9 protein-coding genes are annotated in these 14211 nt (G+C 49.8%); 1 reads left to right on the top strand and 8 read right to left on the bottom strand.

The features are described from left to right. Positions 1-33: 33 nt before the first annotated feature. The 8 genes from PKI34_06875 to PKI34_06840 form a co-directional block, all read right to left on the bottom strand. Positions 34-1098: a LamG domain-containing protein gene (locus PKI34_06875; GenBank protein HNS17524.1), complete on the bottom strand. Its 1065-nt coding sequence runs from the start codon at positions 1096-1098 to the stop codon at positions 34-36. 194 nt (positions 1099-1292) lie between these two features. Next, entirely contained in the window at positions 1293-2828 is a 1536-nt protein-coding gene (locus PKI34_06870; protein ID HNS17523.1) for a RagB/SusD family nutrient uptake outer membrane protein, read from the bottom strand. A 12-nt stretch (positions 2829-2840) separates the two neighbouring features. Continuing rightward, the gene (locus tag PKI34_06865) at positions 2841-5933 is read right to left on the bottom strand and encodes a TonB-dependent receptor (protein HNS17522.1); all 3093 of its coding nucleotides are present in this window, start codon (positions 5931-5933) and stop codon (positions 2841-2843) included. 45 nt (positions 5934-5978) lie between these two features. Beyond that, complete coding sequence (locus PKI34_06860) at positions 5979-7697, bottom strand: hypothetical protein (protein ID HNS17521.1); 1719 nt, start codon at positions 7695-7697, stop codon at positions 5979-5981. Beyond that, on the bottom strand, positions 7694-8944 hold the full coding sequence (locus tag PKI34_06855; GenBank protein HNS17520.1) for an MFS transporter: 1251 nt from the start codon (positions 8942-8944) through the stop codon (positions 7694-7696). The genes PKI34_06860 and PKI34_06855 overlap by 4 nt, the downstream gene beginning before the upstream one ends. A 106-nt stretch (positions 8945-9050) precedes the next feature. Continuing rightward, positions 9051-10094, bottom strand: coding sequence for a glycoside hydrolase family 130 protein (locus PKI34_06850; protein HNS17519.1), 1044 nt, complete (start codon positions 10092-10094; stop codon positions 9051-9053). A 187-nt stretch (positions 10095-10281) separates the two neighbouring features. Further along, positions 10282-11403, bottom strand: coding sequence for an NAD(P)/FAD-dependent oxidoreductase (locus tag PKI34_06845; protein HNS17518.1), 1122 nt, complete (start codon positions 11401-11403; stop codon positions 10282-10284). A 28-nt stretch (positions 11404-11431) separates the two neighbouring features. After that, entirely contained in the window at positions 11432-12619 is a 1188-nt protein-coding gene (locus PKI34_06840) for an NADH:flavin oxidoreductase (GenBank protein ID HNS17517.1), read from the bottom strand. Between the two features lie 357 nt (positions 12620-12976). Between PKI34_06840 and PKI34_06835 the strand changes: the two genes are divergently transcribed. After that, positions 12977-14068, top strand: coding sequence for a hypothetical protein (locus tag PKI34_06835; GenBank protein HNS17516.1), 1092 nt, complete (start codon positions 12977-12979; stop codon positions 14066-14068). The last annotated feature ends 143 nt before the right edge of the window (positions 14069-14211 follow it).

The following is a 14211-nucleotide window of genomic DNA, read 5'->3' as shown; positions in this document are numbered from 1 at the left end:
CCCTGCTTCTGTTTAAATTACCGTATGTAAGGCTTACGGTTTCTCGTCGTTATAGAGTTTTGAGACCTGGCCATCAGAAAGAGCGATGTTGTAGATCTTCAGTTCATCGATAATACCCTTGAAATAGCCAAGGTTATCTGCCGTTGTCCACGCCATGAAATTGGCAGCCAGTTCTGCATCCGTTGCCACACCACCGATGATGAATGGTTGGGGATCCGGTGAAGCAAGCGTCTGAGTGAGGGGGCCAATGCCTTTGTCGGTTTCTGTCCAGGTCTTGGTAAGTGTTCCGTCAACATAGAACTTCAGCTCTTTGGTAGTACCGTTAACGGACACGACAACGTGGTTCCACTGTCCTGCTTTGATAGAGTTATCGGTCTCATTATCAGCATCAATGATGTTGCCATCCACTTTCTTGTACGTAAAGAAGGGTTTTCCGCCTCCCTGGGTCTGTAATTTATATCCCTGCCAGTAGTTCTGTGAGACAACGTAATTGTGTTCATACAGTTCTTCCGGCTTTATCCATACCGAGATCGTAATGTTGGCCGGCAAAAAGCTGGTGGTGTAAGGCACCTCAAGGTGTGCGCCTTTATTATAATAAATTGCTTTCCCGCCATTCAGGCCTTCGACCCAGCTGGGATTCATGGCTTCATTGCCAAGGATGACCGTATTTCCTTTGAAAAAGGTAGCAACATGCTTTACGGGTGAAAAGGCCGTAGCAGTGGTTCCGCTTCCTTCGTCAAAATGCCAGCCGGCATTCAGGTACAACGATTCATCAATGTAGCCGTAGGCCTGAGAATCAAAAGTGGCCATGGCTTCAATCAATTGAATTTCCAGGTTGTCAATCTCAGCCTGGGTGAGCTTTTCTGCAGCGGCAGTTTTAATGTTTTGCAGGGTAGTATTAAATTGTGTGATGGCAGTCTGAGGGTAATCCTCTGTGGTGGCGGCAGCGGACATGGCATCGGCCTCCGCGATCAAGGCGTTGAGTTCGGTTTTGTCTCCCTCAACGATGTCTTCATCGTCATTGCACGATGTAAAAGTCAGAGCTGAGCTTACTAATACCATAAGCAGCAGCGTGTACAATTTCATTAAATTTTTCATTTTCATTCTGTTTTTTTTGATTTATAGACTACGAATTTATATCCTTGTTACATTCCCTTAATTTATTTAAATCATAAGATTCATAAAGAACGTTCAGTTCGGTGAATAAATTGCCTCAGCATTTCAGTAAGGTAGATTTGCATTTTTTACAAATATACAACATATTTATTATATATAATGGATTTATTGATATCTTATGGATTTATTGCCTGATTGGCATCAATTTCCGCCTGGGGTATGGGCAAATACCTGTTCCTTTCATAATTAAAGTCGGGACCCAGTGCGGCTTCAGCAACTGCTTTTCCCCAGCGCATCAGATCAAAATAGCGATGAAATTCCTGCCCGAGCTCCACTCTGCGTTCATTGCGGATGGCGGTAATCAGTAAATTCTGATCAGATGTAGTGACATCCGTCAGCAGGTCAGCCGGAGGTGTTCCCTGAAAGCTTGCCCGGGCGCGCTGCCTTACTTTGTTCAGGTTTGATCTGGCTGAATCGGCCTGGCCGGTTTCAGCAAAGGCTTCTGCTTTCATAAGCAATACATCGGCATACCTCAGATAAATGTAGTTAAGGTCACCGTCGCCTTTCAGGGAGGAAGGTATTTCGTCCAGAGGCTGCTGGTGCTTTTTGGTCAGGTAGCCGGTAGGGGACCAGGATGCGCTGAAGATCTCACCGTTCAGCCAGGGCTGGCCATCGCGGCCGACGGTTGCGTCAAGCCGCGGATCCACCTCGCCCGTTGCACTCTTTTCAAACGCATCGATCAGGCTTTGCGTAGGAGCGTCAAAATAATACCCGCCCTCCGCAGCGGGCGCAAGCCATTGGTTCAGAGCGCTTCCTGTTCCGGGATTCTGACCTGCCAGGTGTTGAACCTCGAAAATGGATTCTTTGCTGTTTTCATTGGCCAATTTGAAGTTATCAGCATAATCAGGCAACAACCCGTAGATGCTCAGGGCTTCAACCTGGTGAAAATAGCTGAGAGCCGTTGCCCAGTTCTGCTGATACAGGCTTGCCTTTCCAAATAAGGCCAGGACGGCACCGCGGGTTATGCGTCCGGCATCCGATGTTCCGTAGGATTCCGGCAAAACGGCGGCAGCATCGGTCAGATCCTGCTCAATCTGCTGATAAATGGCGGATTCATCACTCAGCGGAACGTGGATCGTTTCATGGGTCAGCTGTGGATACAGTTTAAGGGGTACCTTCCCAAAAATGTTCACCAGGTTGAAATAGCTGTATGCTCTCAGGAATTTTGCTTCACCGACAATCCGGTTCCGGAGCACTTCATCCATCTCAACAGCAGGAACGCTGGCGATCACATTGTTGGCCCGGGCAATGGCTTCATAAGCAAAACTCCAGTAGTTGTTGATGATCCCATTGTTGGCATCGGCCGTGAACTCATCAATATAGGTTATTTCTGCCTGATCGCCCGGATTTCCTCCTTTAACGGCATCATCGGAGGCAACATCGCCAAATACCCATATGGCATTGTTGAAATTCAGAAAGGTGATGGCATTGTAAACCCCGTTGATTGCCTGAATGGCCTGCTTGTCATTTTTATAAAAGGTATCCGTGGAAAAAGTCCCTTTGAGGTCTTCGGTCAGAAAATCGGTACAGGAACTCAGTGCGATCAACATCAGCGCAAGTCCTGATCTGCAGGTTTTAAGATAAGAAATCCCGGAGGCTGTATGTTCTCTTTGCCTGCTTGGGCAGAAGAAATCGACTATTCTATTTTTCATGGCTGAATATTATTAAAAAGTGATATCTATTCCAAACATAATGGTCATTGCCGAAGGGTAGGTCCCCCAGTCAATTCCGGCAGCGCGGTCACCTTCATTTTTGGAGTTGTCGCTAACGGTCATTTCAGGATCGAGACCCGGGAATTTGGTCAATGTCAACAGGTTTGTCCCTGAAATATATAATCTTGCCATCGTTATGCCCAGCCTTGCCAGAGCATTTTCGGGAAGAGTGTAGCCAAGCTGAAGGTTTTTCAGCCGCATATAGGAGCCATTTTCGAGGAAACGCGAGGAGGGCCTGGCATTGTTCGACTTGGCCGACCACGAAGCCCTGGGCTGGGTGTCGGACGTGCCTTCACCTATCCACCGCTCATCAAAATAGCGCTGGGTTACGGTGAACCCCCTGTAGAATCCCTCGATGTCCTGATGGATTTGCACATAGATTTTATTGCCAAAAGCTCCCTGTAAGAATACGCTTAAATCGAAGTTTTTATAATTGGCAGCCAGGTTAATGCCGGTAGTGAACCTGGGGATGGAGCTGCCTATATACACACGGTCGTTATTGTCGATACGTCCGTCATTATTCTGATCCTTGAATTTGACATCGCCGGGTTCAATATCGTTCCCCTGGAATGCAGAAAGCAAGATATCGGTTTCGTTCTGGAAGATGCCTTCCATTTCGAGCAGGTAGAAAGCGCCAATGGGCTGGCCTTCTTCCGTTTTAGTGGCATAGACGCCCGACTCGACCCTTCCGCCAAAGAGCGGGGCATCCAGTTCAAGCACTTTGTTTTTTAAGTACGCTACGTTACCACCGACTGAATAACCCCAATCTTTCTTCATCTGGCGGTAAAGGACTTCAAGTTCAACTCCGGTGTTCAGGACTGATCCGCTGTTGATCCAGGCGGCTTCGGCATAACCTACCGAGGGTGGATTGGGAGCGCTCACCAGCATATCGCCCGTAACTTTATAGAAATAATCAGCAGAGAATGCCAGTGCTCCTTTCCAGAGTTCGGCATCAAAACCGGCATTGTACTGGTAACTGGTTTCCCACTTCAGATCTTCATTACCGAGCGCAGTCTGTGCATAGCCACTGTTGGAGATGCTGCCGAAGGGATAGTTGAAATAGGGAGAGATCCTGTCGCTATAAGCATAGAGTCCAACCTCCTGGTTTCCGATGGCCCCATAACCGGCACGCAGCTTAAGGCTCTCGATCCAGGGCACATCCTTCAGGAAATTTTCCCGGCTCATCACCCAACCGGCTGAAAGAGAATAGAACGTTCCCCACTTGTTGTCTCCTGTAAACCTTGACGATCCATCGCGGCGGAGGGTCCCCGACACGTAATACTTCCCTTTGAAATCATAGTTTATTCGTCCGAAAAACGAGGCCAGCGTGGATGCATATTCACTCTGGCTGGCAAGCTTTGTTCCGAGGCCATTTCCAATATAGATCAGCTCTTCCTGCTGGATGGGGAAATCCATGTCGCTTGCATAAAGCGCATTTCCCTTGTTCTTTATCGCTTCAAATCCCAGCAGGGCCGAAAAAGTATGCGATTCACCGAAAGTCGTCTGATAGTCCAGCAGGTTGTTGACCGTCCAATTTGCTATGTGTTCTGTGCTGACACTCAGATTATTTACAGCGTTGATACGATTCATTGTTCCCCATGTACGGTCGAAGCGACGGGAGTCCGTATTCCGGAAATCAATACCGAAATTGGTCGTGAATTTGAGTTTTTCGGTCAGTTGTGCAATGAAATAGGTCCTGCCCAGAAAACTGTTGTCTTTCCGGTTGTTTTCGACATAATCGGCCATTCCGATAGGATTGTAGCCATCGCCAAGGAACGAATCGTAGATCTGGTTTCCGAAGTATTCGGCAGGGCGGTCAACATAGGTGCCATCATCGAATCGTATTGGTATAGCCGGATTGCGGAAAAAAGCATACCTGACGACACTCCCGCCATTGCCACCATATCCGTCGCCTGAGCTTCCAATGATATCGTTGTCGGAAAGACCTGTAAGCATGCTCAGCCCGACCGTGAGCCATTTCGTTGCTTTTGTGTTCACATTCAGCTTAGCTGTCCCCCGCGTGTAGCCCGTGTTTTGTATGATCCCTTTCTGGTCGAAGAACGAGACAGAGATCATGAAATCAGTCAGGTCATTACCGCCTGAAACGGAAAGTTCGTGGGAGTTGACCGGAGCTGCTCTCAGTAATTCCTTTACATAGTCTATGTCGTCAAAACGCGCCGCATCTTCGGAAGTGATCAGGGGGCGCTGCAGCGTCGGCGGCAGAAAGGCATTGTCGTTGGTGGCCGCTTCGTTGTAAATGGTGATGTAATCGGATGTGTTCACCATTTTTGTCAGCCCCGTTGCCTGCTGGAAGCCTGTCTGTCCGTGGTAGGCAATCCTGGTCTTTCCCTTGGATCCTGTTTTGGTGGTTATCAGAATCACGCCGTTGTTGGCCCGGGACCCATAGATGGCAGCCGCCGAAGCATCCTTGAGAACGGAAATATTTTCAATGTCACCCGGGGCCAGGATATTGAGTGCATCGGCCGTGGGTATTCCATCCACGATATAAAGGGGATCATTGCTCGAATTGATCGAACCTGCGCCACGGATCCTGACCGCCACTCCCTCACCGGGAGCACCCGTGTTCTGTGTGACCTGCACCCCTGCGGCCCTTCCCTGCAACGCCTGATCAACGGTAGCAACAGGCGTCCGGGTCAGCTCGGTATTGCTTACCTTGGTGACAGACCCCAGCACGTTGCTCTTTTTTGTGGTGCCATACCCGACAACGACCAGTTCGTCAAGTGCATAGGCCTCAGGTTGCAGGGGAACATCAATGACCGTCCGGGTTCCCGGAATGTGCTCCACCGTGGTGTACCCGATATAAGAATAAACAATTACGGATGAAGCGGTCAGCTGCGGCGATTCCAGACGGTAATGACCGTCAAGGTCGGTGACTGTCCCTGATGTGGTGCCTTTAATGCTTACCGTAACACCAATCAGGGTTTCATTGGTCTTGGCATCCGTTACGGTTCCTTCCACAACCATCTGGGCATAACTGAGCCCGGCTGCTGAAAGCATCACTACAATAAATAATAGTCGTTTCATTATGCTTGTTTTAAAAAATTTTATGATCTTCAGATTATTCTTTGCTTAATGGTATCCTATCACCATATTACCGGCCTTTAATTTTGTGCCGTCTGTCTTAAGCCGCAGTCCTGCCGGCAGGGCCACAACCAGCACAGCTTCACCGGATGGTATCTCAATGCCCGCAGTTCCCCTGGCATTTTTTGCAAGGTATTTTTTTGAAACAAGATCAAAAAGATCCAGACCATCCGCCGACGGATAGGTGACCGTTTTTGTTTCAGGATACGGATTGTAATACAAATGAACAGGGTATATGTTTGGGGCGTAAAAGTCAGTGACATTGCAATCGAGTGCCAGGATCCCTTCCACATCCGTGGTATGGACGATGGCGCCGAACACGCCCGCAATGGCTGTGCTGTAAAGGCTGAACATGGATTCCTCCGGCTGGCCGGCTACCCATTTTGGTCCATCCCCGAGGGAAACGGGGGAGATCCCTTTCAGTTCGGGCTTATTGTAATCATCCGTTTTGCGGATGCCTTCGTATCCAATGATGCCATGGGTGAGATCCTTTAATTCGGGGAGCCATTGATGTGCATCATCCACCTGATCAGGATAGAACAAGCGTGAGGCGTTGACCGCATTCAGCATATACTTTCCGATGGCCTTTGCATACTGTGGCTCGTATTTCACCATCGGCACCAGTGGCCAGGCCATTGCAACGGAATTCATAAAGAAACCAAACCCTCCGCCATCTGTGATACTGCCCTGAAGTCCGTGAACATCATAGTCGCCCCAGCGCTCAGCAATGACTCCCCAGCCCGTGCGTCCATCCTTTGCCTGGCATCCGTCGAAGGTCCAGTTCAGCAGTTTTGTGACGTCGTAACTGGTTCCCTGTTCCGCGTTGAGCCGTGCAGCAGCGTAGGCCCCGAAAGGTAGCAGGATTTCGTAGAACCGGCTTTCTTGTTGGCCCAACAAGGCCTCCGTTGCACTTTTGGCACCTTCCAGGTACCGTACGTCCCCGAATTGATGATAGGCTGAAAGCAACACCCAGGCGTGGCCGCCGGCAGCATCCTGCTGCCAGGGTATGTTGTTGCGCATCCCTTTCATCTGGGCATAATCGAAATAAGAGTAATCGTAATTTCCCTGCAGGACCGAATCCGCCCTGTAAAACTGATCGGCAACGGTCCGCTGAATATATTCCGTGTTCTCCACTCCGGGAAAGAGAGCAGCCACGCCATAATACAATACATTGGGATAAACATCATACCACCAGTCGCGTCCATAGCCGCCCCCCGCCAGGGCAACTTCCGGATTGGTGTTGTTCATCACAATGTTCCATCTGGTATCACTGTTGAAATAATTCTGGGCCATTTTTACAAAATTATGGCTGTGCTGGCTGGTTTTGTCGATCCCGAGCAATCCGGCGCTCAGCAACGCGCTGAGGGAATTAAGGGCTTCGTGGAATTCCCCGTTGTAATGCTCAGTGCCCTGACGTACATCTCCTATAACGGTGTAAAGTCCGAAAGTAACCTGGTCGAAATTGCGGCGGGCGCTGTCGAGCCAGATCAGCGGGGCAAAAGATGCGGTATCATTAAAATTGAATGCCAGGCTGTCAAATTGCAGTGCTTTCTTTTTCCAGTCGATGATCTTAAAGGGCTCAGGCATATCAGGCATCTGGTCAATGCGTGTGATGGAGGTTTGCGAAACGGGATTGCCCGGATCGTTTGTGCAGGAAACTGCCAGCGTTACGGCAATGATAAGAATGTAAAGAGCTGTGTTTTTCATTTTTCTGCCAGATAGGAGTGTTTCATGATGTTTTTAGCCAGAGGAATGGAGAGCATCTGTACTGTTGCCACGATGATGAGCGCATACCGGAGCGCAAAGGTTTCGGAGGCGTAAAAAGCCAGCAGGATAAACAGTCCCAGACCCAGTACCCTGCCGGCATATAACCCGAATTCGTGGTTCAGGATGTAAGCATACTGGTTCCGGTTTTCGCGTTTGGAGACAACATCAATGACTTTCAACATGATTGGATAATAGGCAAGGTCGTGCAGGGGCTGGAAGAAGACCTTGCACAGGACAAAGATCATCACGCCCGCCATCGAAAGCTCAATGCCGTTGACAATGGTGCCGATCAGGAAAATGGTGATGCCGACACCAAAAATGTAGATCCTGTGTTTGGGTTTGGCAAAGCGGCCCAGCAGGTAAAGGAGGATCGCCGTCAAGCCACCGCTGATTCCCTGGATAAGCCCCAGAGATCCTTCTTTGCCAACATATTTCATGATCAGCATGGCAGGGGCGGTGACAAGGAAACCCTGCACCAGCCCTTTCAGGGCAGCCAATAGGATCTGCTTGTTCCAGAGCCTGTCGAAACGGAAATAAAGAAAATCTTTCTGCACGGGATTCTCAAACTTGCCACGGGAAAGGGAGAAGCATGCCAGGATCGTTATGGCGCATACGATGAGGGTTACGATCTGATATCCATTGTAAATGTCAAATACCCTACCGAAAATCCGCAGCCCTTCCACCGAAGTCAGCAGTGCCCCAATCGCAAGCGGCACGCCGATATTTGAAACCGTAAAGAAAAAGGATTCAAGTCCGAAAAAATAGTTGCGGTTCTCATCCGTGGTGGTGCTCAAGGTCATCATGTAACGGTTGGTCCAGAAGAAGCCAGAGGCTGCCCCGATCAGCGTACCGGCTACAATCAGACCAGGCAGCTGAATATCTTTCACGAACATCATCCCGACCATCGACAGACCGCTCAGCAGGATCCCGAAGCTGTAGAGGTGGGCGACCTTGAAATTTTTAAGCAGGAATCCGTTGGTCAGGGAAGTGATGATGATGCCTGAGTACATCCCGACCTGAAAAATGGCAACATAGCTCGTGTCGTTGAAAGAACGCATGATATAGGCTGCCATGAAAATCTCGACAACAGGCAGCACCAGCGAGTACAGCATGTTGGTGATCAGCAGCACCCGCATGTTGCGCGGTTGTGAAAGGAAAAAGCGGTACTCGGAAGTCAGTTTCTTTATCATATACGTATTTTTAATTCCGGGGCAAGCCCCGGGAAGTTTATACAGTTACCCCTCCCCCGTCCCCTCCCCTGCTGGCAGGGGAGGGGTGCAGGGGTAGGGTACATTAAAGTAGGGCGGAAAGTAACTCAGCCTTTGAAAACCGCGCGCCGCAAATCACTTCGTCGCTGGCTCCATAGTATACATAGATGTCATCACCTTTTACATAGTGGCCATTCGTAAACACCACATTGCCAAAGAATCCGGTTTGTTCGTAAGCCTCGATGGGCTCCATGACAGGTTCGCTGCTCCGGGCGATCACGCGGGAGGGATCGTTAAGATCCAGCAGAAGCAGGCCAAGGCAATAACGGTGGTCGCTGTTGGCTCCGTGGTAGATTTCAAGCCATCCTTTTTCTGTTTGGATGGGAGCCCCGCCGGCGCCAACCCGCGCCGAATCCCAGCTGCCGGCCCGCGTGGTGGCAATGCACGTATGCCTTCCCCAGTGCATCAGGTCGGGCGATTCGGCCAGCCAGATGTAATTACCGCCCAGTTCGGGACTGCTCGGACGGTGCAGGGCGTAATACTTCCCGTTGATCTTTTCCTCGAAAATGGCACAATCCTTATTGTGGGGCGGGAAAATCATCCCTTCCCGCCTGAAGTCCTTCCAGTCGGTGGTCCTGATCAGGCCGACCCCAACCCCAAACTCAGAAACCTCGGTGAACGACAGGCTGAATCCATCCTTCATCGTGGCAACGCGACAGTCTTCGATGCCAAAAGTCTCAAGATTCCCCTGGCCGAAAATGGGCGGATAGCCCTCCGGCTCATAAAAATGAACACCATCTTCGCTGCAGACCAGGCGCAAATAGGAGAGGGTGGTGAGGTAGTCTTTCTTTTTGTAATTGATTACCCGTGGATCAGAAGCATCCAGGTCGGGATCATTTTTGTCGAAGTTCAGGATCTCGATTTTCCCCTGATCATTGTAAATGGGAAAACTGATCTTGCCTTCGATCTGTTTGGGCCTTTCAGCTACTCTCAGCAGCAGCCATATTTTTCCGTTGAATATAAATACCCCGGGATTGAGAAGGCAGACGATTTCCATGCCTTCAATGCCGGGCTTCAGATCCGAAGGACGCAGAAGCGGATTTGAGGGGAAGCGATGTGCAATATCCATTTTAAATATGTTTATGATTTACAAATATATAAATTACTTGATTACGACGCAAAACATTTCACAATTAAGGGAAGGCTGTAAGGTCGCGTTTAGCTGCTGCATCACTTCATTGAAATCCGATGCAAGCAGAAGCCAGGTGGGCGGATCCGGTTGGAATTCAGTGAATGAAACCAGAGGAGTTCATTCATCAGTCCTTCCCGCTCTCAAACCGCTCCCTCAAATAATGCCACATAAAACTTCTGTACGGATAGTTGTATTGCGACACCACTGCCTCCACATAGAACAGGGCAAACGACCGGTGCCGGCGGATGTAATTCATGAAGTGTCTTATGATGAAGGGATTGTAAAGGATCTTGTTCAGAAGATAGGCATCCCGGATATTTCTCCGAATTTTTCGTGTGTTCTGCAGATAGATGTCCCGGTATCTGCCATCGCCCGTCCGGATAGCTTTCTGTATGGAGTCAGCCGCTGCTTTGGCCGACAGGAAGGCAAAATAGATCCCCTCGCCGGTAACGGGATCGGTGTAACCGGCTGCATCACCAACCAGCAAAACATTCTGCCGCATTTTTTTCAATTTTACCTTTCGGCCCGACGGGATCAGCGCTCCCTGTATGGAATGAACCTCCTTCCGGATGATGTCCCTGAAAAAAGGACCGGAGATCCTCGTTCCTTTCTCTTCTTCCAGCGTCCCGACCGTGGTATGGTCTTTTTTGGGAAAGTCCCATCCATAACCGCCACGGACAAAGCCAAAGTAAATCTTCACCGTTTTTTCCGGCGAATCTTTGTCAGTGTGGCCTTCCATACAAAAGCAATGATCCAGCTCGATGGAATGCAGTTTGGCCAGCAGACTCCGGCACCCGTAGGCGCCGACAAGCACATCATAGTGGTAAATTCCTGTGTCCAGGTTTATCGTATTGGAGGCCAAATCAATATGGTGGGAACGAACGGTGGTGTTTTCGAACACGGTACCCCCCAGTCTCTGGTAGAGCTTAATCAGTCTGTCATCCAGGACGGTTCGTTCTGTCAAATAAAGAGGTATACGTGTTTTAAAACGGATGACAGGTTCGCCCCTGTAATAAAATTCCACAGAATCAGTTACCTCAACGACATATTCATCAGGTCCGATCTCCGGGCAATAATCTTTTAGCAAGTCCACCGTCTTTTTCGTCAGCAATCCGCCACATACTTTATTCCTGGGAAATGAGGCCTTATCGAAGATGCACGTGCTGATCCCCGCCCGCTGCAGCTCAATCCCGCAAACCGCCCCTGCCGGCCCGCCACCGATAATGATTACTGGAAATGATTTCATTTGTCAATTGCTGACTGCTGACTGCTGACTAAAGAACACATCTCACCCCTCCCCGGTCCATCTCCGCCACGCAGATATTACAGTGGTTGCATTCCGACACGCTTACCCTGCCATCCCTGATCTTTAGCAGGAAGTCCGGATCGTGGATCACAGCCCTGGCCAGGGCGATCAGGTCAAAGCCAGCTGTCATCGCCCGTTCAATCCCTTCCCTGGAGGATACTCCTCCAAGGTAAGCCAGCGGCATGGTCACGGCCTCCCGGATTTTGAGCGCCATTGGCATGAAGAAATTCTCCTCGAAAGCGAACCTGCGCATGATGAACTTGCCGAACAGCGCCATGGCCATCTTCTGCGCAACGTCCCGCTCGGCTTTGATCATCTCCCGCATCGGCACATCCCCCCGCATCAGGTAAAAGGGCGTAATGCTCGTAAATCCGCCGCTCAGCACCAGCGCATCCACGCCTGCCTTTTCCAGGGCCTTTGCAACCTCCACAGCATCATTGATCGTGAGCCCGTTCCGAAATCCGTCCTCAAGGTTGATCTTGCAGAAGATGGGGTAATCCTCTCCAACCGCACGGCGGACAGCTTCAACCACCTCCAGCGGAAACCGTAACCGGTTGGCCACTGAACCGCCATATTCATCCATTCTTTTGTTGATCCCCGGACTCAGGAACTGGCTCAACAGGTACCCATGTCCCATATGGATCTCCACAGCGTCCAGGCCGGCATTCCTGGATAATAGGGCAGCATTCGCAAACCGGTTCGCCAGGTAATGCATGTCCTCTTTGGTCATACTCCGCGAAAAAAAGATACCCCCCAGGATCCCGTAAAGGTTGATCCTCGCACTGGGAGCAAGTGACCGCTTGAAACGTAACTCCTGGTTCTTGGTGAAATAACCGCAGTGTGTGAGCTGCAGCATGACGGCACCTCCCTCTGCGTGAACAGCGGCTGACAGATCCAGCAGCGGAGGAACAGCACGGTCATCAATAAGAAGCTGCCTGCGGTTGGTCCGGCCTTCCGGACTCACCGCACCGTAAGCTACGGTGGTCAGACCAACTCCTCCCTGCGCCAGCCGGCGGTGATGCTCCACAAGCTGCGCTGTGGAGTACCCCTCTTCGGTCATCCCCTCAAAAGTGGCCGACTTAATGAAACGGTTGCGAAGCTCCAGTCCCCGGATGCGAATGGGAGTATATGCTTTTTCGAATGTATTTGTTGCCATGAAGTGTAAAAGATGTCCGGCAAAAATAAAATATTTACAGAAATGACCAGGATTTGCCTTTGAGTTGCAGGTCTAAAGGTCTGCAGGTCTACAGGTCTAAAGGTCTACAGGTCTGCAGGTCTAAAGGTCTGCAGGTCTGCAGGTCTACAGGTCTGCAGGTCTGCATAAGAACCCGAAGACCTGAGAACCCGAAGACCTGAGAACCCGAAGACCTGAGAACCCGAAGACCCGAGAACCCGAAGACCCGAGAACCCGAAGACCTGAGAACCTCTAATCGACGGAAGAAACTTCTGTCCCAAACATTTTTTGTTTATTTTTGTTAAACTGTCAGGATGAACTGATTGTAAAACGATCATAATGAAAAATCGAGCGATCATTTATTTCTTTCTTTTCGCCCTGGTCCTCTTCCTTGCTTTTCCGCTGGTGACACTTAGCCAGAATGTTGAACCAAAGGAAGTTAAGCTCCTCAAATATGACAGGAGCTCACTTTTCTCTTCCCACGACCTTATTGAAATGAAGCTATTCACGGATTTTAGGAGCATGTTCAGGGAAATCAGGACGAATGCGGATACGGTCAATCACGATGGCACCGCCGTCTATAAGAGGCCTGACGGATCCTGGGACACCCTGGGCGTTGAAATAAGGCCCAGAGGCAACTACCGCCGTGATCCCTCACATTGTGTATTTCCGCCGTTATCCGTGAAATTCAATAAAAAGCAATCCAAAAATACGCCTTTTGAGGACTTGAAACGCCTGAAACTGGTCACACATTGCAGCAATACGGAAAAGATATTCGAACAGTACGTCCTGCGTGAATACCTGGTGTACAGGATCTTTAACGTACTGACCGACACAGCTTTCCGGGTCAGGCTGGCAAGGATCACCTACGTTGACACGGAAGGGGAGATGGATACTTTGCAGCGATTCGCCTTTTTCATCGAAAACGATGACCAGATGGCGGAACGGGTAGGGGGGAAGGTCATTGAAGTAAAAAACATCCACCAGGACCGGACGGATCAAAAGCACACGGATCTTCTGGAGGTGTATATGTACCTGGTGGGCAATCCCGACTGGTCGGTTTCCGTTCAGCATAACGTAAAGATCATCCAGACCAGCCCGTTCCTCGAACCCATGGCCATTCCCTACGATTTTGATTACTGCGGCATTGTCAACACTTCCTACGCTGCACCGGCGGATGAGCTCGACATTGCCTCGGTCACCCAGCGTGTGTTTTTGGGTTTTTGCCGGACAAAAGAAGAGTTTAATGCGTGTTTCGACCTGTTCAGATCCAAAAAGGAAGAAATCTATGCACTTTACCGGGATCTTCCCTACCTGGATGAACGCAGCCTGAACTGGTCATTGAGCTACTTAGACAGGTTTTACGAGATCATTGATGATCCTAAACTTGTGCAGAAGGAATTTTTGAAGACCTGCTGGCCGCCGCGGTAATCAGTTGGCGGTTGACGGTTGACAGTCAGCATGAATAAAAATTCAATTACCCCGAAGGGGTTCAAGTATTGTAGTAGGCAGAAATACAAAAAATTCAATTACCCCGAAGGGGTTCAAGTATTGTAGTAGGCAGAAATACAAAA

This window comes from Bacteroidales bacterium (genome assembly GCA_035342335.1).
Lineage (GTDB): Bacteria > Bacteroidota > Bacteroidia > Bacteroidales > JAGONC01 > JAGONC01.
The sequence above is the reverse complement of the archived record's forward strand: the minus strand, read 5'-3'. Positions and strand labels throughout refer to the sequence as shown.

Coding starts and splice junctions, on each gene's coding strand:
- PKI34_06875 (HNS17524.1), bottom strand. CDS start 1,098: ATGAAAAATTTAATGAAATTGTACACGCTGCTGCTTATGGTATTAGTA.
- PKI34_06870 (HNS17523.1), bottom strand. CDS start 2,828: ATGAAAAATAGAATAGTCGATTTCTTCTGCCCAAGCAGGCAAAGAGAA.
- PKI34_06865 (HNS17522.1), bottom strand. CDS start 5,933: ATGAAACGACTATTATTTATTGTAGTGATGCTTTCAGCAGCCGGGCTC.
- PKI34_06860 (HNS17521.1), bottom strand. CDS start 7,697: ATGAAAAACACAGCTCTTTACATTCTTATCATTGCCGTAACGCTGGCA.
- PKI34_06850 (HNS17519.1), bottom strand. CDS start 10,094: ATGGATATTGCACATCGCTTCCCCTCAAATCCGCTTCTGCGTCCTTCG.
- PKI34_06845 (HNS17518.1), bottom strand. CDS start 11,403: ATGAAATCATTTCCAGTAATCATTATCGGTGGCGGGCCGGCAGGGGCG.
- PKI34_06840 (HNS17517.1), bottom strand. CDS start 12,619: ATGGCAACAAATACATTCGAAAAAGCATATACTCCCATTCGCATCCGG.
- PKI34_06835 (HNS17516.1), top strand. CDS start 12,977: ATGAAAAATCGAGCGATCATTTATTTCTTTCTTTTCGCCCTGGTCCTC.